The sequence below is a fragment of the Sulfitobacter sp. 1A12157 genome (assembly GCF_043557345.1).
Taxonomy (GTDB): Bacteria; Pseudomonadota; Alphaproteobacteria; order Rhodobacterales; family Rhodobacteraceae; genus Sulfitobacter.
Window position 1 is genome coordinate 222,568 of record NZ_JBIFFV010000001.1, and the last position, 22,404, is coordinate 244,971.

21 protein-coding genes are annotated in these 22,404 nt (G+C 63.1%); 5 read left to right on the top strand and 16 right to left on the bottom strand.

The features are described 5' to 3' along the window. Positions 1-30: 30 nt before the first annotated feature. Entirely contained in the window at positions 31-1,041 is a 1,011-nt protein-coding gene (locus tag ACGYLC_RS01200) for a PAS domain-containing protein (protein ID WP_394421174.1), read from the top strand. A 3-nt stretch (positions 1,042-1,044) separates the two neighbouring features. On the opposite strand, the gene pncB is transcribed toward ACGYLC_RS01200, so the two are convergent. Next, the gene (gene pncB / locus ACGYLC_RS01205; RefSeq protein ID WP_394421176.1) at positions 1,045-2,337 is read right to left on the bottom strand and encodes a nicotinate phosphoribosyltransferase; all 1,293 of its coding nucleotides are present in this window, start codon (positions 2,335-2,337) and stop codon (positions 1,045-1,047) included. Positions 2,338-2,407: 70 nt separating this feature from the next. After that, positions 2,408-3,004, bottom strand: a complete 597-nt coding sequence (gene pncA, locus ACGYLC_RS01210; protein WP_394421177.1) for a bifunctional nicotinamidase/pyrazinamidase — start codon at positions 3,002-3,004, stop codon at positions 2,408-2,410. Positions 3,005-3,102: 98 nt separating this feature from the next. Between pncA and ACGYLC_RS01215 the strand changes: the two genes are divergently transcribed. After that, complete coding sequence (locus ACGYLC_RS01215; RefSeq protein WP_394421178.1) at positions 3,103-4,002, top strand: rhodanese-related sulfurtransferase; 900 nt, start codon at positions 3,103-3,105, stop codon at positions 4,000-4,002. A 9-nt stretch (positions 4,003-4,011) separates the two neighbouring features. Here the strand turns inward: ACGYLC_RS01215 and ACGYLC_RS01220 are convergent, their stop codons facing one another. From ACGYLC_RS01220 to ACGYLC_RS01240, 5 genes are all read right to left on the bottom strand, one after another. Beyond that, a complete protein-coding gene (locus ACGYLC_RS01220) occupies positions 4,012-5,340 on the bottom strand; it encodes an NAD(P)/FAD-dependent oxidoreductase (RefSeq protein ID WP_394421180.1) in 1,329 nt (442 codons plus the stop codon). Next, positions 5,337-6,158, bottom strand: coding sequence for an ABC transporter permease (locus ACGYLC_RS01225; RefSeq protein ID WP_394397977.1), 822 nt, complete (start codon positions 6,156-6,158; stop codon positions 5,337-5,339). Before ACGYLC_RS01225 ends, ACGYLC_RS01220 begins: the two co-directional genes overlap by 4 nt. Beyond that, positions 6,155-7,030 (bottom strand): ABC transporter permease subunit, encoded by an 876-nt coding sequence (locus ACGYLC_RS01230; protein ID WP_394421181.1) that lies wholly within the window; start codon positions 7,028-7,030, stop codon positions 6,155-6,157. The genes ACGYLC_RS01225 and ACGYLC_RS01230 overlap by 4 nt, the downstream gene beginning before the upstream one ends. Positions 7,031-7,032: 2 nt before the next feature. Next, complete coding sequence (locus ACGYLC_RS01235) at positions 7,033-8,160, bottom strand: ABC transporter ATP-binding protein (RefSeq protein ID WP_394421182.1); 1,128 nt, start codon at positions 8,158-8,160, stop codon at positions 7,033-7,035. A gap of 88 nt (positions 8,161-8,248) precedes the next feature. Further along, positions 8,249-9,334 carry a polyamine ABC transporter substrate-binding protein gene (locus tag ACGYLC_RS01240; protein WP_394421184.1) on the bottom strand — a complete coding sequence of 362 codons (1,086 nt, stop codon included), beginning with the start codon at positions 9,332-9,334 and terminating at the stop codon, positions 8,249-8,251. A 145-nt stretch (positions 9,335-9,479) separates the two neighbouring features. Here ACGYLC_RS01240 and ACGYLC_RS01245 point away from each other — a divergent pair, with 145 nt between their 5' ends. Then, positions 9,480-10,181 carry a GntR family transcriptional regulator gene (locus tag ACGYLC_RS01245; protein WP_394397983.1) on the top strand — a complete coding sequence of 234 codons (702 nt, stop codon included), beginning with the start codon at positions 9,480-9,482 and terminating at the stop codon, positions 10,179-10,181. A 75-nt stretch (positions 10,182-10,256) separates the two neighbouring features. Next, positions 10,257-11,651 carry an aspartate aminotransferase family protein gene (locus ACGYLC_RS01250; RefSeq protein ID WP_394421185.1) on the top strand — a complete coding sequence of 465 codons (1,395 nt, stop codon included), beginning with the start codon at positions 10,257-10,259 and terminating at the stop codon, positions 11,649-11,651. A gap of 33 nt (positions 11,652-11,684) precedes the next feature. Here ACGYLC_RS01250 and ACGYLC_RS01255 read toward each other — a convergent pair whose 3' ends face one another. The 7 genes from ACGYLC_RS01255 to dapD all read right to left on the bottom strand — a co-directional run bounded on the left by ACGYLC_RS01255 (position 11,685) and on the right by dapD (position 18,753). Next, positions 11,685-12,983, bottom strand: a complete 1,299-nt coding sequence (locus tag ACGYLC_RS01255; protein ID WP_394421187.1) for a lytic murein transglycosylase — start codon at positions 12,981-12,983, stop codon at positions 11,685-11,687. Between the two features lie 101 nt (positions 12,984-13,084). After that, positions 13,085-15,355: a ribonuclease R gene (gene rnr, locus ACGYLC_RS01260; RefSeq protein ID WP_394421189.1), complete on the bottom strand. Its 2,271-nt coding sequence runs from the start codon at positions 15,353-15,355 to the stop codon at positions 13,085-13,087. A gap of 32 nt (positions 15,356-15,387) precedes the next feature. Continuing rightward, complete coding sequence (locus ACGYLC_RS01265; protein ID WP_394421191.1) at positions 15,388-15,957, bottom strand: TIGR04282 family arsenosugar biosynthesis glycosyltransferase; 570 nt, start codon at positions 15,955-15,957, stop codon at positions 15,388-15,390. Continuing rightward, on the bottom strand, positions 15,954-17,099 hold the full coding sequence (dapE, locus tag ACGYLC_RS01270) for a succinyl-diaminopimelate desuccinylase (protein ID WP_394397993.1): 1,146 nt from the start codon (positions 17,097-17,099) through the stop codon (positions 15,954-15,956). Before dapE ends, ACGYLC_RS01265 begins: the two co-directional genes overlap by 4 nt. A 101-nt stretch (positions 17,100-17,200) precedes the next feature. Beyond that, complete coding sequence (locus ACGYLC_RS01275; RefSeq protein ID WP_394397995.1) at positions 17,201-17,539, bottom strand: hypothetical protein; 339 nt, start codon at positions 17,537-17,539, stop codon at positions 17,201-17,203. A gap of 74 nt (positions 17,540-17,613) precedes the next feature. Then, complete coding sequence (locus ACGYLC_RS01280) at positions 17,614-17,868, bottom strand: GlsB/YeaQ/YmgE family stress response membrane protein (RefSeq protein ID WP_394397997.1); 255 nt, start codon at positions 17,866-17,868, stop codon at positions 17,614-17,616. 57 nt (positions 17,869-17,925) lie between these two features. Further along, positions 17,926-18,753, bottom strand: a complete 828-nt coding sequence (gene dapD, locus ACGYLC_RS01285; RefSeq protein WP_394421194.1) for a 2,3,4,5-tetrahydropyridine-2,6-dicarboxylate N-succinyltransferase — start codon at positions 18,751-18,753, stop codon at positions 17,926-17,928. Between the two features lie 173 nt (positions 18,754-18,926). Between dapD and ACGYLC_RS01290 the strand changes: the two genes are divergently transcribed. After that, the gene (locus tag ACGYLC_RS01290) at positions 18,927-19,790 is read left to right on the top strand and encodes a TIGR00730 family Rossman fold protein (protein WP_394421196.1); all 864 of its coding nucleotides are present in this window, start codon (positions 18,927-18,929) and stop codon (positions 19,788-19,790) included. A 26-nt stretch (positions 19,791-19,816) separates the two neighbouring features. Here the strand turns inward: ACGYLC_RS01290 and ACGYLC_RS01295 are convergent, their stop codons facing one another. Next, positions 19,817-20,782, bottom strand: coding sequence for an NAD(P)H-dependent flavin oxidoreductase (locus tag ACGYLC_RS01295; protein WP_394421197.1), 966 nt, complete (start codon positions 20,780-20,782; stop codon positions 19,817-19,819). Between the two features lie 3 nt (positions 20,783-20,785). Further along, positions 20,786-22,399: a GMC family oxidoreductase gene (locus ACGYLC_RS01300; RefSeq protein WP_394421198.1), complete on the bottom strand. Its 1,614-nt coding sequence runs from the start codon at positions 22,397-22,399 to the stop codon at positions 20,786-20,788. Between the last annotated feature and the right edge of the window lie 5 nt (positions 22,400-22,404).

Here is a 22,404-nt window from a genome sequence, read left to right on the forward strand (position 1 = left end):
CGGCTAGTTTCGATCGAAGGGCGGCAATTCATGAACGACAATCCGGTCTCGGCCGCTCGACAGACCCTGACCGATGACGTTCTAGGCAAGGTCGTGCGCTATGCCCGTCTGCCGCTGTGTATCACCGACCCGACCCAGCCGGACAACCCCATCGTCTATGTGAATGACGCTTTCACCGATCTGACCGGCTATGCGCTGGACGAGATCGTGGGCCAGAACTGCCGCTTCTTGCAAGGCCCTGAAACCACGCCCGAGAGCGTCGATGCGGTGCGCGAGATCCTCCTGGCCCGCCGGGTCGATACGGTCGAGATCGTGAACTACCGCAAGGATGGCAGCCGTTTCCTGAACGCCCTGCAACTGGGGCCGATCAACAACGAAGACGGCAATCTGATCTATTTCTTCGGCTCGCAGCTCGACGTTTCCGAACGCCGCCGGGTCGAGCGGGAGCACCGGCAATTGGCCGATGACGAATTGCTGCACCGGCTGCGCAATATCGTCAACGTCATGACCGCCATGGTCCGCATGACCGCCCGCGAAGAGCCGAGCCCCGCGGCCTTTGCCGACAAGGTGATCGAGCGGCTGGCCGCCTTGGGCGCGGCGCATTTCGACACGATTGGCCGCAGCGACCAGCATGAGGTGGATTTCGAGACGCTGATGGGGCCGATCATGCGGGCCTATACCTCGGCCACCGAGGATCAGATCAACCTCACCGGGGCAAACCCGCTGATCTCGCATCGCCTCGTCTCGCCCCTGACGCTGGCCTTGCATGAGTTGGCAACGAATGCGGTGAAACACGGCTCGCTGAGTTCCAGCGCCGGGCGGGTATCGTTGGATATCACTATCCTGCAGGAGCCTGCGCGCCTGCGGTTTGTCTGGCGCGAAACAGGTGGGCCGGAGGTCATCAAATCTCCGCGCAACAGCGGCTCGCGGATCATCCAGTCCTTGACCCGCGCGGTCGGCGGCACCCTGCACTACGATTGGCAGCCCGAAGGGTTGATCGCCACGGCGGAGTTCCCCGTGGCCGCCCTTGGCAAAGACTGACCGTCAGACGATCACCTGCTGCGCGGCCTGCTCTCCGACCCCGAAAACACGCTTGTAACGCGCGATCTCATCCGCCGGACCCATCGCCTTGTTCGGGTTGTCCGAGAGTTTGACCGTGGGCCGCCCATTTGCACTCACCGCTTTGCAGACCAGACTGAAGGGCGCCAGCGCATCATTCGGCACCAGCCCGCGGAAGTCATTGGTCAGCAGCGTCCCCCAACCGAAAGAGACCTTTGCCTTGCCCGCGAACTGGGCGTGCAGTTCCTTGATCTTGTCCACGTCCAGCCCATCGCTGAAGATCACCCGCTTGGTCGTCGGATCCTCGCCGCGCGCGCGCCACCAGTCGATGGCCGTCTGCGCCGCCGTGGCCGGATCGCCGCTGTCGACCCGGATGCCGGTCCAGCCCGCCAGCCAATCCGGCGCGTGATCCAGAAACCCCTTCGTGCCGTAGGTATCGGGTAGGATAATCCGCAGATTGCCCTCATGCTCATCATGCCAATCCGACAGCACGTCATAGGGCGCGCGCGCAAGGGCGCCGTCATCCTCGGCCAAAGCGGCATAGACCATGGGCAACTCATGGGCATTGGTGCCAATCGCCTCAAGCTCGCGCATCATGGCGATGCGACAGTTGGAGGTGCCGGTAAAGGCGTCGCCCAGCCCCTCATGCATCGCCTGCACGCACCAATCCTGCCAGAGGTAGGAATGCCGCCGCCGGGTGCCGAAATCCGCGATGGAAAGGTTGTCGACCTCGCGCAGCGCCTCGATCTTTTCCCAGACGCGGGTCATGGCGCGGGCGTAAAGCACCTGAAGCTCGAACTTGCCCATCGGGTCGAGCGCCGCGCGGCTGCGCAGCTCCATCAGCACCGCCAGCGCGGGGATCTCCCAAAGCATGACCTCATGCCACTTGCCCTCGAAGGTCAGCTCATATTGATCGCCCTTCCGCTCCAGATGATAGGGCGGCAGGCGCATCCCCTCGAACCACTCCATGAAATCGGGGCGGAACATCTGGCGTTTTCCGTAGAAGGTATTGCCGCGCAGCCACGTGCTTTCCCCCCGGCTGAGGCTGAGCGAGCGGATGTGGTCGAGTTGCTCGCGCAACTCCCCCTCGTCGATCAGCTTGGCCAGCGGGATATGGGTGGAGCGGTTGATCAGGCTAAAGGTGACCTGCGTGTCCGGCTTGTTGCGGAACACCGACTGGCACATCAAGAGCTTGTAGAAATCCGTGTCGATCAGTGACCGCACGATGGGGTCGATTTTCCACTTGTGGTTATAGACGCGGGTGGCGATGTCGACCATGGGGACGTTCCTTATTGGATGCCCCTTCATGCCAAGGGGGCGAACAGATGGGCAAGATAAAAGCGGCGGATCAGGCCAGCGTCACCCCCGCTGCGCGCATGCCTTCGCGGGCCTTGGCAAGCGATCCGTCCAGATCAATCGCGCGGCACAGGTCTTCGCGCACGTCGACCTTGAACCCCAGCTTGGCCGCGTCCACCGCCGAGAAGTTCACGCAGAAATCCAGCGCCAGCCCTACCATGGTCAGCCGCTCGATCCCGCGCGTGCGCAGGTAGCCTTCGAGCCCCGTGGGGGTGCGGTGGTCATTCTCGAAAAACGCCGAATAGCTGTCGATCTCGGGGTTATAGCCCTTGCGGATGATCAGATCGGCACGGTCGGTTTGCAACTCGGGGTGGAACTGCGCGCCGATGCTGCCTTGGATGCAGTGATCGGGCCACAACACCTGCGGGCCGTAGGGCATGGTGATGACCTCGTAAGGCCCGTTGTTCTTATGCGATGAGGCGAAAGACGAATGCCCCGCCGGGTGCCAATCCTGCGTCAGGATCACCGCGTCGAAGTCGGGCATCAGCGCATTGATGCCGCGCAGAACCTCATCGCCCTGCGGCACTTCCAGCGCGCCGCCGGGACAGAAATCATTTTGAACGTCGATCACGATCAGGGCATGGGTCATGGGCATTCTCCTTAACCAAAGGGGTAGGGCTGCGGATGGGGTAGGTCAATGGCACGCGCCGGATTGAGCTTTGCCGCCGAAGCGCTTATTTGACGCTCATGTATACAATCGCCGCGCTATATCACTTCACCCGCTTCGACGATCCCGCCGCGCTCAAACCCGCGCTTTTGGCGCTTTGCGAGGCGCAATCGGTCATGGGCACGCTTCTGCTGGCCCCCGAAGGGGTGAACGGCACCATCGCGGGGCCGCGCGCCGGGATCGACGCGGTGATCGCCCATCTGCGCGCCCTGCCCGGCTGCGCCGATCTGGAGTGGAAAGAAGCCACCAGCGACAAGCCGCCCTTCGGCAAGATGAAGGTGCGCATCAAGCGCGAGATCGTGACGATGGGCCAGCCCGATGTCGACCCGCGCGCCAAGGTGGGCCATTACGTCGACCCGAAGGATTGGAATGCGCTGATCCGCTCCCCCGATGTGGCGGTGATCGACACGCGCAACAGCTACGAAGTGGCGATTGGCACCTTCGAAGGCGCAGTCGACCCCGAGACCGAGAGCTTCGGTGAATTTCCCGCGTGGTGGGAGGCGAACAAAGACCGCTTCCACAACAAGAAAATCGCGATGTTCTGCACCGGCGGCATCCGGTGCGAGAAATCGACCAACTATCTGATCGGTCAGGGGGTCGAGGATGTGTTCCACCTCAAAGGCGGCATCCTGAAATACCTCGAAGAGGTGCCCGAACAGGAAAGCACATGGGAAGGCGACTGTTTCGTCTTCGACAACCGCGTCAGCGTCGGCCATGGGCTGCGCGAGGGGCCGCATATGCTCTGCCACGGCTGCCGCCGCCCGATCCTGCCCGAGGACAGGCAGCACCCTGCCTATGAGGCCGGGGTGTCCTGTCATCAATGTGTGGATGAGACTTCGGCAGAGGATAAGGAACGGTTCCGCGAACGCCAGCGCCAGATGACGCTGGCCAAGGAACGCGCGGCGCGGGAAGAGGGCTGACCGCCGCCCTCAGCGATCCGACAGCGCGAAGCCCGCATAGGCAAAGGGCATGACCGCCCGGCGAAAGCGGCCCAATTCGAACCGCGCAAGCGGGGTGCGCATGGGGGCGGGATAGGGCCGCTCAGGCGATATGCCGCGAACCAAATCGGCCAAGAGCGCTCCGGAATAGCTGCCCATCGCCACGCCATTGCCATGGTAGCACAGCCCCGCGAACATCCCCGGCTGATCCGGCACCGGCCCGACGAAGGGCATGCGGTTGCGTGCGATACAGACCATGCCGGACCAGCCATGCGGCGTTTCGACATGGCGCCACGCGGGGAACATCGCCTCGAAATCCGCCCGGGCCCGGGTCAGCGCGCGCCGCTCGGAACTGGGGTTGGACATCAGCCCGCCGCGCACGCCGAACAACATGCGATTGTCGGGCATCAGCCGGAAGTAATGCAGCAGACGGCGGCTGTCATAGCAGGCCTGTTGACTGGTCCAGCCTTGGGCGGAAAGCTCTGCCTCGGTCATCGGGCGGGTCACGATCACGCTGGACTGTGTCGGCATGTAACGCGCGGCCAACCATGGCGGCAGGTCTTCGGAGGAATAGCCGTTGGTGGCGATGATCACCCGCTCGGCCCGAATGCGGCCCCGAGGCGTCGTGACCTCGAACGCGCCCTCGCGCCCCGTCACCCCGCAGGCCGGGCTGTTGTGATAGATCGCGGCCCCCGCCTCTTCTGCGGCCTGCGCGAGGGCGGTCACATATTTGCGGGGGTTGAGCCCAAAGCCGATCGGCACGGTAATCGCGCCCTCGAACCCTGCGTTCAGCCCCTCGGCGGCCAGATCGGCCTTTTCGGTCAGCCGCGCCGTGACGCCGTAATTCTCCGCATAGTAAGCCAGCCTGCCGCGCATCTGTTCGAAATCACGCGGGCGATGGGCAAGCTGAGTTTCCCCTTGGGAATGCCGGTCGACATTGATGCCGCGGGTGGCGATGAAATCCTCCACCTGTCGGATCGCCGCCACCTCGGCCTGCCGCCAGCCAAGCCGCTCTGCCCGCCCGAATTGCCGGTCGAGCGTCGCGTCATCCAGCATCCCGCCGCCCAAGCAGCAAAAGCCCCCGTTGCGGCCCGATGCGCCGAAACCCACACGCTCGGCCTCCAGCACAGTGGCCCCGACCCCGGCCTGCGCCAGATGCAGCGCGGCGTTAAGGCCGGTGAAACCGCCGCCGATGATCACCACATCGGCCTGCGCGTCGCCTTGCAGTGCCGCACGCTCCGGCGCGCCTTGGGTCTGATCCCACCAGCAGCCTGCACGCGGCGCTTCGGAATAGGCGAAATCTGCGTAGATGCGCTTCATGCGGCGGGCCGTTCCGCCGCGCGGGCCTCCTCCTGTGCCCGCAGGCTTGAGCGTTTGCTGACCAGCGAGGCGGTGATGACCCCCACGGTCACGATGGCGATCATGATCGTCGACAGCGCGTTGATCTCGGGCGAGACGCCCAAACGCACGGCGCTGAAGATCTTGATCGGCAGCGTCGTGGCCGATGGCCCGGCGGTGAAGGAGGCAATGACCAGATCATCGAGGCTGAGCGTAAAGGCCAGCAGCCAGCCCGAGATCACCGCAGGCGCGATGATCGGCAGGGTCACGAGGCGGAAGGCTTCCCACGGGGAAGACCCGAGATCGAGCGCGGCTTCCTCCAGCGAGCGATCGAAGGTCACCAGCCGCGAGGAGACGACGACCGAGACATAGCACATCGCAAAGGTCGTATGCGCCAGCACGATGGTCAGCACGCCCCGGTCGAGACCGATGCCAATGAAAAGCAGCAGGAGCGACAGGCCGGTTATCACCTCGGGCATCACCAGCGGCGCGTAGATCATGCCGGAGAACAACGTCCGCCCCATGAACCGCCCGCCGCGCACCAGCACATAGGCCGCCATCGTGCCCAGCACCGTGGCGATGGAGGATGAGATCACCGCGACCTTCAGGGTGACCCAGGCGGCGCTCAGGAAGGCCTCGTTCTGCAACAGCTCGCCATACCAGCGGGTCGAGAATCCGGCCCAGACCGTCACCAGTTTCGAGGCATTGAAACTGTAGATCACCAGAATGATCATCGGGAGGTAGAGAAAGGCGAACCCCAAGGTGAGCGAGGTCACGTTGAACCATGTCATCCGCTTCATTGTTCGGCCTCCGCCTGTTTCTGCTGGTTGCGCTGGAAGAGGATGATCGGGATGATCAGGATCAGCAGCAGGATCACCGCCACCGCACTCGCCACCGGCCAATCGCGGTTGTTGAAGAACTCTTCCCACAGAACTTTGCCGATCATCAGCGTGCCCGACCCGCCCAAGAGCGAGGGGATCACGAATTCACCCAAGGCGGGGATGAAGACAAGGAAACTGCCCGCCACGATGCCATTGCGCGACAGCGGGATCGTCACCAGCCAGAAGGCTTGCAAACGCGAGCAGCCAAGATCCTCCGCCGCCTCGTTCAGGGATTCATCCAGACGGTCCAGCGCGGCATAGATCGGCAGGATCATGAACGGCAGGTAGGTATAGACGATGCCGATGTAGACTGCCGTATTGGTATTAAGGATCTGTAAAGGCTCTGCCGTTAAACCCAACCCCATCAAAAGTTGGTTCAGCAGCCCTTCGTTGCTGAGGATGCCCATCCACGCATAGACGCGGATCAGGAAGGAGGTCCAGAACGGCAAGATCACCAACATCATCAGGGTGGCGCGCCACTCTTCGGGGGCGCGGGCCATGCCGTAGGCGATAGGATAGCCGACCAAGAGCGTCAGCGCGGTCGATATCACGGCGATGCGCAGCGAGCTAAGGTAGGCTTTCCAATAAAGATCGTCGGAGGCGAGGAAGGTGAAATTCTCAAAATCCAACTGGGCGATCAGGGCGCTGATGCCGTCCTTCATGGTCGGCGTATAGGGCGGGATCGCCAGCGCCGTATCGGAGAGGGAGATTTTGAAAACGATCAGGAAGGGCACCAAAAACAGCGCCAACAGCCAGAGGTACGGGACCGCGATCAGGGCGAAGCGACGCATGTTCATTGCGCCAACAAAACGCCTGCGGTGGCGCTCCATGAAATCCAGACCGGGTCTTCCCATGTGATGTCACGGCGCGCGATGCGGCGGGTGTTGGCCGTCTGCGCCTTGATCACCTGCCCGCCGGGCAGTTCGACGTGATAGGTGGAGAGGTTCCCAAGATAGGCGATGTCGAGCACTTTGCCCTGAAGCGCATTGGGCGCATCCTCGGGCCGCTCGGTCGAGATGCGGATCTTCTCGGGCCGGATCGCCAGATGGGCCTGCTGCCCCTCGCTGAACGGCGCGGCAGAGGTGGCGGTCAGCGGCGGCTGCCCCTCGATCCAGTTCAGGTGGTATTGATCTTGGCCGATGGCCTTGGTGCTGGCTTCGATGATGTTCACGTCACCGATGAAGTCGGCCACATAGACGGAATTCGGCGCCTCATAGATCTCGGCCGGGGTGGCCACCTGAATCACGCGCCCCTCGTCCATCACCGCGACGCGGGAGGCGACGGTCATCGCCTCTTCTTGGTCGTGGGTCACGATGACAAAGGTGGTGCCGGTGGATTCTTGAATGTCCATCAACTCGAACTGGGTATCTTGCCGCAGCTTCTTGTCGAGCGCGCCCAAGGGTTCATCAAGCAGCAGAAGCTTCGGCGCTTTGGCCAGTGACCGCGCCAGCGCGACGCGCTGCCGTTGACCGCCGGAAATCTGATGCGGTTTGCGGCGGGCGAATTTCTCAAGCCGGGTGAGCTTAAGCATCTCGGCCACGCGGGCGGCGATGGCATCCTTGTCCATCTTGTCGCGGCGCAGGCCGAAGGCGATGTTGTCCCAGATGCTCAGATGCGGGAAGAGCGCGTAGGATTGGAACATCATATTCACCGCGCGTTTGTTCGGCGGCACTGGGGCGATGTCTTGCCCGGCCAATTCGATGCGTCCGGTGGTCGGGCTTTCGAACCCCGCCAACATGCGCATCATCGTCGTCTTGCCACAGCCCGAAGGCCCAAGCAGAGCAAAGAATTCCTGTGCGTAGATGTCCAACGACAGATCGTCGATGGCGACGAATTCACCAAATTTCTTGGTCACATTCTCAAAGCGAATGAGCGGTTTTTCGTCGGGGTTGTTCCAAGGGGCGAAGACGGTTGGGCTCACGGTTGAGAGTTCCTCTGCTCGGGCTTTGATCGGGTCACGGGGCAAGAAAAAGGGGCGCGACCGGACTGGCCGCACCCCCTGTCTCAGATCAGGTACCGGATTTGATCTTGGTCCAGAGCCGGGTCACCACGCGCTGCACTTTCGGCGGGTAGGGTGTGGTGGTGAACAGGTTGTTCAGCGCCGCCTCAGAGGGGTAGATCGCCGGGTCGCCGATCACATCCTCGACCAGATGCTCTTGCGAGGCTTTGTTGCCGTTGGCATAGTACACATAGTTCGACGCGGCGGCCATATTCTCGGCGTCCATGATGAAGTTCAGGAACTTATGCGCGCCCTCGGGGTTTGGCGCGTCGACCGGGATGGCCATCTGGTCAAACCACATCTGCGCACCTTCGGAGGGGGCGTTATAGGCGATTTCGACACCGTTGTCGGCTTCAGCCGCGCGGTCACGGGCCTGCAGGATATCGCCCGACCAGCCCACCGCGACGCAGACGTCACCGTTGGCCAAGGCGTTAATGTATTCCGAAGAATGGAACTTCTGGATATAGGGGCGGACCGGCATGAAAACCTCTTCGGCCTTCGCGATCACATCGGGGTCATGGCTGTTGGGGTCTTCGCCGATGTAGTTCAGCGCGGCAGGGATCATCTCTGCCGGGGCGTCAAGGAAATGTACGCCGCAGTCAGCCAGTTTTTCCATATTGGCCGGGTCGAAAACCAGATCCCAAGAGTCGATCGGGGCATCGTCGCCAAGAAGCTCTTTCACCTTGCCGACATTCACGCCGATCCCGGTGGTGCCCCACATATAGTTGATGGAATGGGCGTTCTCAGGATCATATTGTTCGGTCCGCGAGGAAACCACGTCCCACATGTTTTCGAGATTGGGCAGTTTAGAGGAGTCCAGCGGCTGGAATGCACCAGCCACGATCTGACGTTGCAGGAAGGTGCCCGAGGGAACGACCACGTCATAGCCTGACCCACCGGCAAGCATTTTGGTCTCCAGCACTTCGTTGCTGTCGAACACGTCATAGACCAATTCGATGCCGGTCTCTTCTTCGAATTTATCCAGCAGGGATTCGTCGATATAGTCGGACCAGTTGTAAACCCGAACGGTTTCGGCAGTGGCGGCACCTGCCATCAAGGTGGCAACGGCGACGCTGCTTAGTAGCACATGTTTCATTTCATACTCCCGTTAGACAGGTCGGGTTGATCCCCACCTTTCGTCAATTTGATCAAGTTTTGCCTCTTCGGGCAAGATGGTTTATGCTTTCATGCAGGATGAAATGCTGCAAGACACGGCAAAACAAGACGGAAAGACCGCTCCCATGGGTTCAGAAAAAACCGATTCGAGATTGCTTCCCGCCGCCGATGCGGCGGTCAAGACACCGATCCATCAGCATGTCTACGAACGCCTGCGCAAGATGATTCTCTTCGGCGATCTGGCCCCCGGACAGGGGGTCACGATCCAAGGTCTGACGACCGCTTTGGAGGCGGGCATGACGCCGGTGCGCGAGGCCATCCGCCGCCTGATATCCGAAGGGGCGCTGACCCATTTGGGCAACCGCCGGGTCACCGTGCCGGAACTGACCCATGCGGGGCTGGAAGAGCTGGGATTCATGCGGGAAACGCTGGAGCCGGAACTGACGAAACGTGCTGCAAACCGCATGACGGAAGAGCGTTTGAACGCTTTGAAAGATTGCGACAGCGCCCTGAACCTTGCCATCGACCGGGGCGATGTCGGTGGCTATTTGATGCAGAACTACAGCTTTCACCGGATGATTTACGACCTTGCCGAAGCGCCGATCATGGCCGCGACGGTGGACCGTCTTTGGCTGCGTTTCGGCCCCTCGCTTCGGGTGGTTTGCGGGCGCTATGGCACCAGCAATCTGCCCGACAAACACGCCGAGCTTTTGGCGGCCTTTGCCGAGGGAGACGCCGCTTTGGCGGGTGAGGTCATGGCGGGCGATGTTGCCCAAGGAATGACCCAAATTCGCGCAGCCCTCGATGGGCTGCCGGTTCCGCGTTGATTCGATTGACATACTATAATTTGATCATATTCTGCGGCTAAGCTCATTTTTCATGCAACTAGAAGGTGCACAGCCATGCCGCCCATCACGAATCACCTCCCCACCGCAGACCTTCAGGCGCTGGATGCGGCGCATCACATGCATCCTTTCACCACCAATGATGAACTGGGTGACAAGGGCGCGCGCATCATCACAAGGGCCAAGGGCATCTACCTGACCGACAGCGAAGGGAATGAGATTCTCGATGCGATGGCGGGGCTGTGGTGCGTGAACCTTGGCTATGGCCGCGAAGAGATGGGCAAGGTCGCCGCGCGGCAGATGAACGAACTGCCCTATTACAACACGTTCTTCCAGACGACCCATGTGCCCGCCATCGCGCTGGCCAAGGAACTGGCCGATCTGGCCCCCGGTGATCTGAACCACGTCTTCTTCGCCGGGTCGGGGTCAGAGGCGAATGACACCAACCTGCGCATGGTCCGCACCTATTGGGCGCAAAAGGGCAAGCCCGAGAAGAGCCATGTCATCAGCCGCAAGAACGCCTATCACGGCTCTTCGGTCGGTTCGGCCAGTCTGGGCGGCATGACCTATATGCATGAACAAGGTGGCCTGCCGATCCCCGGCATCCATCACATCGGTCAGCCCGATTGGTATGCCGAAGGTGGGGATATGTCGCCCGAAGACTTCGGCCTGAAACGCGCGCAGGAGCTGGAAGCGAAGATTAATGAGCTGGGCGCAGACAAGGTCGCCGCCTTCATCGCCGAACCGGTTCAGGGCGCGGGCGGGGTCGTCGTGCCGCCCAGCACCTATTGGCCCGAGATTCAGCGCATTTGCGACAAACACAACATTCTGCTGATCGCCGACGAGGTGATCTGCGGCTTTGGTCGGACAGGCAATTGGTTCGGCTCGCAAACCATGGGCATCAAGCCGCATATCATGACCATCGCCAAGGGGCTGAGCTCGGGCTACGCGCCCATCGGCGGGTCGATTGTCTGTGACGAGGTGGCCGAGGTCATCAACGCCTGCGAGTTCAACCACGGCTACACCTACTCTGGCCATCCAGTCTGCGCCGCCGTGGCACTGGAAAACCTGCGGATCATGCAGGAAGAGAACATCGTCGAGCATGTGCAAAACGTCGCCGCCCCCGCGCTGAAAGAGGCGTTGGACAAGCTGGGTGAGCATCCGCTGGTGGGCGGGGTGAACGTATCGGGCCTGATGGCCTCCCTCCCGCTGACACCGCATAAGGAAAGCCGCGCGAAATTTGCCGATAGCGGCACTGCCGGATACATTTGCCGCGAACATTGCTTTGCCAACAATCTGGTGATGCGCCATGTCGGCGACCGGATGATCATCTCTCCGCCGCTGGTCATCACCCCGGAAGAGATCAAGATCTTCGCCGAACGGGCAACCAAGGCGCTCGATGCGACCTATGCCGATCTGAAAGACAAGGACATGCTCAAGGCCGCGTCCTAAAACATCGGGCTGCCCCCAACCGGGGGCGACCCCTCACTCTTTGCGCAGTCGGGCCAGCAGACGGGGCGAGGCATAGCCGTCCGGCGCGATCCCCTTGGCCTTTTGATAGCTGCGCACGGCATTGACGGTCAGCGGACCGATCTTGGCGTCGATCTTTTGCGTGTCAAAGCCCGCGTCGGTCAGCAGGGTCTGCAATTCGATCCGCTCATCAAAGCTCAGCGCGCGGTCTTCGCGCGGCCACTCTTGCTGTATCTCCCCCGCCCCGCCGATACGGTCGGCCAGATGGCCCACACCAATGACATAGGCATCCGCCGTGTTATAGCGTTCGATCACCGCGAAATTGGGGAAGATCATAAAGGCGGCCCCCTCTGCGCCCGCAGGCAGCAAGATCGACGCGGGCCCATGATCCGGCACCGCCCCACCTTCGAGCGCGGTGACGCCAAGGTCGGCCCATTCCGCCGCGGTCTTGGTCACCGCGCGGTCGGCCAGCAGATAGTCGAACCCTTCCGGCAAGGCCACTTCGACACCCCAAGGCTGCCCCTCGGTCCAGCCGAAATGCTTGAGATAGGCGGCGGTAGAGGCCAGCGCATCGCTGGGGTTATCCCCCCAGATGTCGCGCCGTCCGTCGCCATCCCAATCGACCGCATGGGCGTGAAAGGACGAGGGCATGAACTGCGTATGCCCCATCGCGCCCGCCCAAGAGCCGCGCAACTGTTCGGCATCGGTATCGCCCGCCTGTAGGATGCGCAGAGCGTCGAGCAATTCGCCTTCGAAAAATTCCGCCCGCCGCGCGTCATAGGCAAGGGTGGCCAGTGAATCCAACACCCGATCCCCGCCCCGGAAGCTGCCATAGGCGCTCTCCAGCCCCCAGATCGCGGTGACGATCTCTTTCTCGACCCCATATTCCGCTTCGATTTCTTCCAGCGTGCGCTGCCATTGCGCGAGCGCCTTCTGCCCGTTCTGCACCCGTAGGTCCGAGGTAGCGGTGTCGAGGTAATCCCAAATCGTTTTGGTGAATTCCGACTGGTTGCGGTCGCGGCGGATCACCTCCGCATCGTAGCTGACCGTATCCAGCGCGCGGTCAAAGACATCCGGGTCGATGCCCTGTTGCAGGGCGCGCGGGCGAAACTCTTTCACCCAAACGCGCAGTCCGGCATCGTCACCACTGATCTCTGCCGCGGGTTCCTGCGGCGCTGGTGTCACGGAGGCCAGCACCGCCTGCGGCGCCCGCGGCGCGGGACGCAGGGATTCAGCCGGGCCAGACGCAAAGGCCGGCGCCCCCATGCCAGCGGTCGCCAGAATGCCTGAAATCATCGCGTAATGCCGGATCATAATCGCCTCACCTCATAGAGTTGCGGCAAATTCTATGCCCGCCCCGCCCCGGTGGAAAGGGAGGGGAGCGGCCATCCGCGAAGCTCCGCCGGTTTGCCGCTTCAGCGACGGGTGCGGGTCACTTTGCGCTTGATCTTGTCCTTCTTGCGCTTGGCCTTCACGGCCTTGCCGCGCGGCTTGCTACGGCCCGCCGGGCTGCGGCGGCCCCCACCCCCGCCCTGTTTGACCTTTTGGTCTTCGATCTCGAGCAGTTCCAGCGCGATGCCCCCGGTCACGGGGACCGCCTCGGCCAGCCGCACGGTGACCCGCTGTCCGAGGCCAATGGTCATGCCGGTGTCCGAGCCCATCAGTGTCTGCGCCTCGGCGTCGTGGTGGAAATACTCGCGCCCGAGCGAGCGCATCGGCACCAGACCGTCGGCGCCGGTCTCGTCAAGCTTCACAAAGGCACCAAAACGCGCGATGCCACTGATCCGCCCGGTGAACTCATTGCCCACGCGCTCCGACAGAAAAGCCGCGAGGTAACGGTCGGTCGTGTCACGCTCGGCCACCATCGAGCGGCGCTCGGTGTCGGAGATATGCGCGCCGGTCTGCTCCAGCCCCTCGATTTCCTCGGGTGTCAGCCCATCCTTGCCCCAGCCATGCGCCGTGATCAGCGCGCGGTGCACGATAAGGTCGGCATAACGGCGAATGGGCGAGGTGAAATGCGCGTAGGAGCGCAGCGCGAGGCCGAAGTGCCCAATATGCGCTGGCCCGTAATAGGCCTGCGTCATCGAGCGCAGGGTGCTGAGGTTGATCAGCTCCGCGTCGTTGGTCCCCGCCGCCTGATCCAGCAGCCGGTTGAGATGCGCGGTTTGCAGCACCTGCCCCTTGGCCAGCGTGAAGCCCGCCGCCTGCGCGGTTTCGCGCAGGGATTCGAGCTTCTCTGGCGAGGGTTCCTCGTGGATGCGGAACAGCAGCGGGGTTTTCTTTTTGATCAGCGTCTCGGCGGCGGCGACATTGGCCAAGACCATGAACTCTTCGATCAGCCGATGCGCGTCGAGCCGGTCGCGGAAGTTCACCGACTTCACCTTGCCGTCCGCGCCCAGCTCGATCTTGCGCTCCGGTAGGTCCAGTTCCAGCGGCTGGCGCTCGGCCCGGGCCTGTTTCAGCGCGCCATAGGCGGCGTAAAGCGGCTGAAGCACAGGCTCCAGCAGGGGGCCGGTGCGGTCGTTCGGATTGCCGTCGATGGCGTCCTGCACCTCCTCGTAATGCAGCGAGGCGGGCGAGCGCATGAGACCCCGGTGGAACGTATGGCCGATCTTGTTGCCCTTGGTATCCAGCACCATGCGCACGGCGATACAGGCACGCGGTACGCCCTCGTGCAGAGAGCAAAGGTCCCCCGAAAGCCGATCCGGCAGCATCGGCACCACGCGGTCGGGGAAATAGGTCGAGTTGCCGCGCTTGCGCGCCTCGCGGTCCAGTGGCGAGCCGGGTGTCACATAGGCGGCGACATCGGCGATGGCGACCCAAAGCACATGGCCGCCCTCGTTCTTCGGGTCGTCGTCGGCATGGGCATAGCAGGCGTCGTCATGGTCGCGCGCATCCGAAGGGTCGATGGTGATGAGCGGCAGGTCCCGCAGGTCTTCGCGGCCCTTCAGCCCCTGCGGCTTGGCGGCATCGGCCTGCGCGATCACGTCGTCCGGGAAATCGTCGGGGATGCCGTGCTGGTGGATCGCGATGAGCGAGACCGCCCGCGGCTCGGACGGGTCGCCCAGCCGCTCGACGATGCGCGCGCGGGGCGACCCCATGCGCGCCTTGGGCCCGGCCTGCTCGGCCTCGACCAACTCGCCGTCTTTCGCGCCATGTGTATGGTCGGCACCGACGCGCCATTCGCGATCCGTGCCCTTGTCGATCGGGACGATCCGCCCGCCTTCGGCAGCCTTGCGGAAGATGCCCAGCACCTTGCGCGGGTTAGATCCGATGCGGCGAATGAGCCGCGCCTCATAGTGATGATCTTCGCCTTTTACCAGCGTCAGCCGCGCCAGAATGCGGTCGCCTTCGCCAAGCGCCGGGTCGCTGTCGCGCGGGATTAGCAGCACGATGGGTTCTTTGCCCTCGCCATGCCACTCCATCGGCTTGGCAAACAAATCGCCATCGCTGTCCGGCCCCGTGACCAGCAAGACCGAGACCGGCGGCAGGCGGTCGGGATCCTGATAGCTGCGCTTGCGCTTTTCCAGATGGCCCTCGGCCTCCAGCTCTTTCAGCACGCGCTTCAGGTCGATCCGCGCCGCGCCTTTGATGCCAAAGGCTTTGGCGATGTCGCGCTTGGCGGTCAGCGTGGGGTTCTGTTCGATCCAGTCGAGGATCTCGGATTTGCTGGGTATCTTGCTCATAGCTCAGCAGGTAGCACGCAGCCCCCCTGTCGTCATGGCAAATCGTGAATTTCGTCCACGTCCCGCAGGGTGGAGACTTCGGCGATGCGGTAGCCCGGCAAGGTCGCGCGGCTGTCGGCCAGCGCATGGGGGCCGGACCAGCGCACCCCGTCAAACAGGCTGGGCGGCGCGCGGCGGGGGTGCTTCAGCCCCACGAGCCAATAGCCGCCATCGGGCGCAGGTCCAAACACCGCGTCATGGTTGCCAAGCGCATCGAAGGCCCGTGACAGTTCCCTGCGGGTGATGCCCGGGATATCCGCCCCGATCACGCAGGCCGGCCCCGGCGTGTGGCGCAGCATCCGCGCCATACGGTCACCGAGGTTGCCCCCGCCCTGCGGCCAGCGCGGCAGATGCGCGGGCCAGACCCGGCTTTGCACCCCTTCGACATCGGGCGCGACGGCCAGCACCACCTGCCAACGCGAGTCTTCGATCCGACGCAGCAGGCGGCGCGTTTGATGGCGAAACCACCACGCCGCGCCGACCATGCCGATGTCACGGCCCAGACGGGTTTTCACCCGGCCGGGGCGCGGCTCTTTCACCATGACGATGAGCGTTGGTTTCACGTGAAATAATTCCGCAGCACGCGCGCGTAGATGGATTTGAGCTGTTCGATATGTTCGACCCGCACATGCTCATCGACTTGGTGCATGGACTGCCCCACCAGACCGAATTCCACCACCGGGCAATGCGCCTTCACGAAACGCGCGTCCGAGGTGCCGCCGGTGGTGGAAAGCTCTGGCTGCACGCCCGTCTCAGCCTCAACCGCGCCCGCGACCAGATCGGACAGCGCGCCCGGCGGGGTGATGAAACTCTCGCCCGAGATGGTGATCTCCACCTCCACTTGCAGACCGAACTCCTCGGCGATTTTGTCCGCCTCGCCCCGCAGCCAGTCGCTGAGGCTCGCGCCCGAATGGTGGTCGTTAAACCGGATGTTGACCGCGCCACGGCATTGCGCCGGGATCACGTTGGTCGCTTTATTGCCGGTGTCTACAGTGACCACGGCCAGCGTCGAAGGGTCGAAGTGATCGCTGCCCTGATCCAACTCATGGCTGGCCAGACGATCCATCAGCCGCACCATTGCGGGCAGCGGGTTGTTGGCGCGGTGCGGATAGGCGGCATGGCCCTGTTTGCCCGTCACCTTGAAATGCGCGTTCATCGAGCCGCGCCGCCCGATCTTGATCATATCGCCCATGGTCTCGGGGCAAGTCGGCTCCCCCACAAGGCAGACATCCATCCGCTCGCCGTTTTCGGCCATGTAGTCCAACAGCGCCGTGGTGCCGTCGAGGGCATCGCCCTCCTCATCCCCGGTGATCGCCAGTACGATGGAGCCGTCAGGCGGTGTGTCCTTCGCGAAATCCACCGCTGCCGCGACGAAAGCCGCCACGCCCGATTTCATATCCGTGGTGCCCCGGCCATACATGATGCCGTCTTTGATCTCGGCCCCGAAGGGGGGCATCGACCAATCGGCCTCATCCCCGATGGGCACGACATCGGTATGGCCGTTGAAGCCGAAAGACTTGGTGTCGCCCTTGTTGCCCCAGCGGGCAAAAAGGTTGCAGATGCCGCCCCGGTCGACGCGCGTACAGTCGAAACCCGCCGCGTCCAACACCTCTTCGAGCACTTCCAACGCCCCGTCGTTCGCAGGGGTGACAGAGGCGCAGCGCACCAGTTTCGCGGTGAGATCAACAGGGTCGAGACCGGACATATCGGCTCCTTTTCAGGGGTTATCGCTTGTCCGGTAACTTGTGTGGGCAAATCGCGCCGATGCCAAGGGGGCGCATTGCAATTCCCCGTGTGGGGCGCGGGTCAGTCGTAAAAGGGGGTCATTTGCGCGACGATAACCGAATTCTCCTCAAGCGCGCGCTGCATCAGGGCGCGCTCCTCGGCGTCGATTTCCTGACCTTCCGCTTCGCGCTCTTCCAGCGTGCCATAGCCGGTCACGTCCAGCGGGTTGGTATCGGCCTGTTTGAGGATTGCCACCGTCTCGCGCACAGCTTCGGCCTCATCAATGCCGGAGGCGAAACACATCAGCGCAGCACCGGTGGCCTTGTCGGGCAGGCCATCACCCTCCTTGCGGCCAATCTGAACCAAAAGGGTAAAGACCTGCTGGCGCGAGGGTTTCTTGGTTTTCTTGGGTTCAGACATGATAAGGGCCGCCGATTGCTTTCGGCAGCCCTAACCTTTTCGCTCAGACTTGGAAAGGGGCCACGCCCCTACCCTTAGGTCTTGCCGCGGACCAACCGTGTGACCCAGATCAGCAGGCAGGCACCGATGACACCCACCACCAACTGACCGAACCAACCGCCGAGCGTGCTGCCGACGATCAGCATCAAGAGCCAGTTCGCGACCAAGGCACCCACGATGCCGAGGATGATGTTCATGATCAGACCCATGTCCGATTTCATGATCTTTTCCGCGATCCAGCCCGCAAGGCCGCCCACGATGATTGCGGCAAACCAACCGATACCCGTCATGTCGTCAATCTCCTTTGAATTCAGGTCTCAACGCCATGACGGGGCATTTGGTTCCGATCAGTCGCGCAGCAACTCATTGATCGAGGTTTTGGAGCGGGTCTTGGCATCCACCCGCTTTACGATCACGGCACAGTAAAGGTTCACGTTGTTCTTCGACGGCATGGTGCCCGCCACAACGACAGAGCCTGCAGGCACTTCGCCATACATGATCTCACCGGTCTCACGGTCGACGATCTTGGTCGACTGGCCGATGAAGACGCCCATGCCCAGCACCGAGCCTTCGCGCACGATGCAGCCTTCGACGACTTCCGAGCGCGCGCCGATGAAGCAATTGTCTTCGATGATGGTCGGCCCGGCCTGCATCGGCTCAAGCACGCCGCCGATGCCGACGCCGCCCGACAGGTGCACGTTCTTGCCGATCTGGGCGCAGGAGCCGACGGTGGCCCATGTGTCGACCATGGTGCCAGAGTCGACATAGGCGCCGATGTTCACGAAAGACGGCATCAGCACCACGCCCGGCGCGATATAGGCCGAACGGCGCACCACGCAGTTCGGCACGGCGCGGAAGCCCGCCTCTTTCCACTCGGCATCGCTCCAACCCTTGAACTTGCTGTCGACCTTGTCCCACCAGCCGGCGCCCTGCGGGCCGCCTTCCTGGTGCTCCATGTCCTTGATGCGGAAGCCCAGCAGCACGGCCTTCTTGGCCCACTGATTGACGTGCCACTGACCGTCGTCCTGCTTTTCCGCCACACGCAGCTTGCCGCTGTCGAGCGCGTTCAGCGTCTCTTCGATGGCGTCGCGCACTTCGCCGGTGGTGGCGGATGTGATCTGATCGCGGGTATCCCAAGCGGCTTCGATGGCGGTTTCAAGTTGGGCGTTGGACATGGGGCAAGTCTCCGAATGATGAAAAGGCCTTTTGAGGGCTATAGCCTTGCACTGCCAAGGGTGCAATTGCCGGGCGATGAGGGGCGTGGTCATTCACCGAACAACAGGGCATCTTGACCTAAGCGGCCATCGCGCCACCTGAGCCAAGCCCCAGACCAAGGAAAGACCCGAGGATGACCGACGAACACCGCCACCCCCTGCGCCGCGCCAATGTAGACCGTGCCAAGGCCCAAGACGCCCCCGACACGCCGCAAACCCGCGCGCCGGCCTATCGTCTGGCCTTTACCGACGATGACTTCATGTGCCGCGACGAGTTGCGCCCGGTGCGTCTGCAACTGGAACTGCTCAAGCCCGAACTGCTGCTGGACGCCCATGGCATCCAATCGACCATCGTGCTCTTTGGCGGGGCGCGCATCCCCGAACCGGCCGAGAAACACACTGCCCGGACCAAGACGCTGGCCGATCTATCGCGCTTTTACGACGAGACGCGCACCTTTGCCCGGCTGATGACCGAAAAGTCGATGGAAAGCGGCGGCACCGAGAACGTCATCGTCACGGGGGGCGGGCCGGGTGTGATGGAGGCGGGCAACCGCGGCGCGCTGGACGCGGGCGGCCATTCCATCGGGCTCAACATCGTGCTGCCGTTCGAGCAGGCGCCCAACGAATATGTCACGCCCGAGCTTTGCTTCAACTTCCACTATTTCGCGATCCGCAAGATGCATTTCCTGATGCGTGCCCGCGCGATCTGCGTCTTCCCCGGTGGTTTCGGCACTATGGACGAGCTCTTTGAGGCGCTGACGCTGATCCAGACCGGGCGCATGAACCGGGTGCCCTTCTTGCTGTTCGGGCGCGCATTCTGGGAAAAGATTATCAACTGGGACGCGCTGGCCGATGCGGGCACGATCTCGCCCGAAGACCTCGACCTGTTCCGCTTTGTCGAGAGCGCGGATGAGGCGATGGAGGTGATCGACAATTGGGAAACCGCCCCCGCCCGCGAACATGTGCCGGGCCGCGAAGAGGTCGAAGATCACGGTTGAGCCGCCTTTCCCCGCCCCCAGCCCCGTCACCGGGTAAAGGTCTGATCCAAGGCCGCTTCGGCCCCTCGGACGATATCGTGCAGGATATCAGCGGCGGGGCTGACCGCGCCGATCAACCCGGCCACCTCTCCGACAAAGGCGTTGGCGGTGCGCGCATCGCCCGCTGCCACTGCTGCCTGCCAGCGCGGCAACTCCTGCGCCAGTGCGGCGCGCAGCCCGTCGGGGTCGTCATGCCAGCGATCGGTGAAATCGTTGCGCAGAACACGGCCCGTGTAGCGTTTGGGCCAATCATAGCCGCGCATGATGTCGGTCACGGTGCTGCGCAGCGTGTCGTCGCCGCTGGCCTTGATCGCGGCCTTTAGCATCGCGGGATGCACCAGCGCCTCTGCCGAGGCCCAGAAGCGCGAGCCAACGACCACGCCGTCGGCCCCCAGCATCAGCGCCGCCGCCAATCCGCGCCCATCCGCCACGCCGCCTGCGGCGCAGAGCAGCACCTCGGGCGCATGGCGGGCGATGTGATCCGCGACTTCGGGCACAAGGGTAAAGGTCGCGCGTTTCTCGCCGTGGCCGCCGGCCTCGGCCCCTTGGGCCACGATGATCTCGGCCCCCAGATCAATCGCATGGGCGGCATCGCGCAGGGTTTGCACCTGACAGATCAACGGCACCTTCGCTGCGCGGATCGCAGGGATGAACTCTGCCGGGTCGCCGAAGGAAAGGAAGATCGCTGCCGGATCACGGTCGAGCGCTTGTTCCAGCGCCTGCGGATGCTCACGCAACTTCCATGTGATGAAACCGCAGCCGACCGATTGGTTGCCCGCCATATCCATCTGCTCGGCGATCCAATCGCCTGCGTCATAGGCGCCGCCGATCATCCCCAAACCGCCCGCACCCGAAACCGCCGCGGCGAGCCGCCCGCCGGCGGCGAAGGCCATCGGCGCCTGGATAATCGGGTGGTCAATCCCCAGCCGTTTGGTCAGCCGCGTGGTCAGCATCGCCTACCGCCCCGCCAGAATGGCATCGGCAGCCTTCTCGGCGATCATTACCGTCGGCGACGCCGTGTTGCCCGAGACGATCTTGGGCATGATCGACGCGTCAACCACCCGCAGGCCGCCCAAGCCATGCACCCGCAGATCGCTATCGACCACCGCCATCGGATCGCTGCCCATCTTGCAGGTGCCGACGGGATGGAAAATCGTCGTGGCGATGTCGCGCGCCTTGTCGAGCAGGTCTTCGTCGCTCTGAACGGCGGGGCCGGGCAGAATTTCCTCGGGCGCATAGGGGTGCAGCGCCTTGGCTGTCATGATGTGCCGCGCCTGTTTCATCGCCGTGACCGCCACGCGCTTGTCGTTCTCTGCGGAAAGGTAATTCAGCCGGATATCGGGCTGCACCGCGCTGTCGCAGCTGGTGAGATGGCAAGAGCCGATGCTTTCGGGGCGCAGGTTACAGACCGAGACGGTGATCGCCGGGAAAGGGTGCAGCGGATCACCCAGCTTGTCGGTCGACAGCGGCTGCACGTGATACTCCAGATCCGGCGTTTCCAGCGCGGGGTCGGATTTGGTGAACATGCCGAATTGGCTGGGCGCCATCGCCAAGGGACCGCTGCGGCGCAGGAGGTATTCCAACCCCATCCGGCCCTTGCCCCAGATCGAATGGGTCATCGTGTTGAGCGTTTTGGTGTTCTGCACCTTGTAGACAGTGCGGATTTGCAAATGGTCCTGAAGGTTCTCCCCAACGCCGGGCAGATCATGCAGCGTGTTGATCCCCATGCCGCTCAAAAGGTCACCCCGCCCGATCCCCGAAAGCTCAAGGATCTTGGGCGAATTGATCGCCCCTGCCGACAGCAACACCTCGCCCTCGGCCTCGGCGCGCATCGCGCGGCCCTGATGGGTGAAGCGCACACCGCTGACGCGCTTGCCGTCCAAGACCAGCCCATCGGTATGGGCATGGGTGATCACGCGCAGGTTGGGCCGCTTCATCGCAGGGCGCAGGAAACCGCGCGCCGTGTTCCAACGCACGCCGCCCTTCTGGTTCACCTCGAAAAAGCCCGAACCTTCGTTATCGCCATCGTTGAAATCGGCCCGCGGCTCGATCCCGAACTCCCGCGCGCCGTCTTGCACGGCCTCCAGAATATCCCACCGCAGGCGCTGCTTGCTGACCTTCCACTCGCCCCCCGCGCGGTGCATTTCGCTGCGCCCGCCATGGTGATCCTCGGATTTCAGGAAATAGGGCAGCACGTCGTCCCAGCTCCACCCGGCATTGCCCAGTTGCCGCCAGTGGTCATAGTCCGCCGCCTGCCCGCGCATGTAAATCATGCCGTTCACCGAAGAGCAGCCGCCCAGCACCTTGCCCCGCGGATAGGCCAGCGAGCGCCCGTTCAACCCCGCCTCGGGCGCAGTTTTCATCATCCAATCCGTGCGCGGGTTGCCGATACAGTAAAGATATCCCACCGGCACCTTCACCCAGTGATAATTGTCATCCCCCCCGGCTTCGAGCAGCAGAACCCGATTGGCCGGATCGGCGCTGAGACGGTTGGCCAAGACACAGCCCGCGGTGCCCGCACCTACAATGATATAATCATAGCGGCCCTCTAGCTGGGTCTCGTCATTCATGCTGC

What these genes read in the sequence shown, in the direction of transcription:
- ACGYLC_RS01275 (WP_394397995.1), bottom strand. Translation starts at nt 17,539, where the DNA reads ATGTCTGAACCCAAGAAAACCAAGAAACCCTCGCGCCAGCAGGTCTTT.
- ACGYLC_RS01225 (WP_394397977.1), bottom strand. Translation starts at nt 6,158, where the DNA reads ATGAAGCGGATGACATGGTTCAACGTGACCTCGCTCACCTTGGGGTTC.
- ACGYLC_RS01280 (WP_394397997.1), bottom strand. Translation starts at nt 17,868, where the DNA reads ATGACGGGTATCGGTTGGTTTGCCGCAATCATCGTGGGCGGCCTTGCG.
- pncB (WP_394421176.1), bottom strand. Translation starts at nt 2,337, where the DNA reads ATGGTCGACATCGCCACCCGCGTCTATAACCACAAGTGGAAAATCGAC.
- ACGYLC_RS01230 (WP_394421181.1), bottom strand. Translation starts at nt 7,030, where the DNA reads ATGCGTCGCTTCGCCCTGATCGCGGTCCCGTACCTCTGGCTGTTGGCG.
- ACGYLC_RS01290 (WP_394421196.1), top strand. Translation starts at nt 18,927, where the DNA reads ATGACCGACGAACACCGCCACCCCCTGCGCCGCGCCAATGTAGACCGT.
- ACGYLC_RS01215 (WP_394421178.1), top strand. Translation starts at nt 3,103, where the DNA reads ATGTATACAATCGCCGCGCTATATCACTTCACCCGCTTCGACGATCCC.
- ACGYLC_RS01200 (WP_394421174.1), top strand. Translation starts at nt 31, where the DNA reads ATGAACGACAATCCGGTCTCGGCCGCTCGACAGACCCTGACCGATGAC.
- ACGYLC_RS01250 (WP_394421185.1), top strand. Translation starts at nt 10,257, where the DNA reads ATGCCGCCCATCACGAATCACCTCCCCACCGCAGACCTTCAGGCGCTG.
- pncA (WP_394421177.1), bottom strand. Translation starts at nt 3,004, where the DNA reads ATGACCCATGCCCTGATCGTGATCGACGTTCAAAATGATTTCTGTCCC.
- ACGYLC_RS01255 (WP_394421187.1), bottom strand. Translation starts at nt 12,983, where the DNA reads ATGATCCGGCATTACGCGATGATTTCAGGCATTCTGGCGACCGCTGGC.
- ACGYLC_RS01220 (WP_394421180.1), bottom strand. Translation starts at nt 5,340, where the DNA reads ATGAAGCGCATCTACGCAGATTTCGCCTATTCCGAAGCGCCGCGTGCA.
- dapD (WP_394421194.1), bottom strand. Translation starts at nt 18,753, where the DNA reads ATGTCCAACGCCCAACTTGAAACCGCCATCGAAGCCGCTTGGGATACC.
- ACGYLC_RS01300 (WP_394421198.1), bottom strand. Translation starts at nt 22,399, where the DNA reads ATGAATGACGAGACCCAGCTAGAGGGCCGCTATGATTATATCATTGTA.
- ACGYLC_RS01245 (WP_394397983.1), top strand. Translation starts at nt 9,480, where the DNA reads ATGGGTTCAGAAAAAACCGATTCGAGATTGCTTCCCGCCGCCGATGCG.
- ACGYLC_RS01240 (WP_394421184.1), bottom strand. Translation starts at nt 9,334, where the DNA reads ATGAAACATGTGCTACTAAGCAGCGTCGCCGTTGCCACCTTGATGGCA.
- ACGYLC_RS01295 (WP_394421197.1), bottom strand. Translation starts at nt 20,782, where the DNA reads ATGCTGACCACGCGGCTGACCAAACGGCTGGGGATTGACCACCCGATT.
- rnr (WP_394421189.1), bottom strand. Translation starts at nt 15,355, where the DNA reads ATGAGCAAGATACCCAGCAAATCCGAGATCCTCGACTGGATCGAACAG.
- dapE (WP_394397993.1), bottom strand. Translation starts at nt 17,099, where the DNA reads ATGTCCGGTCTCGACCCTGTTGATCTCACCGCGAAACTGGTGCGCTGC.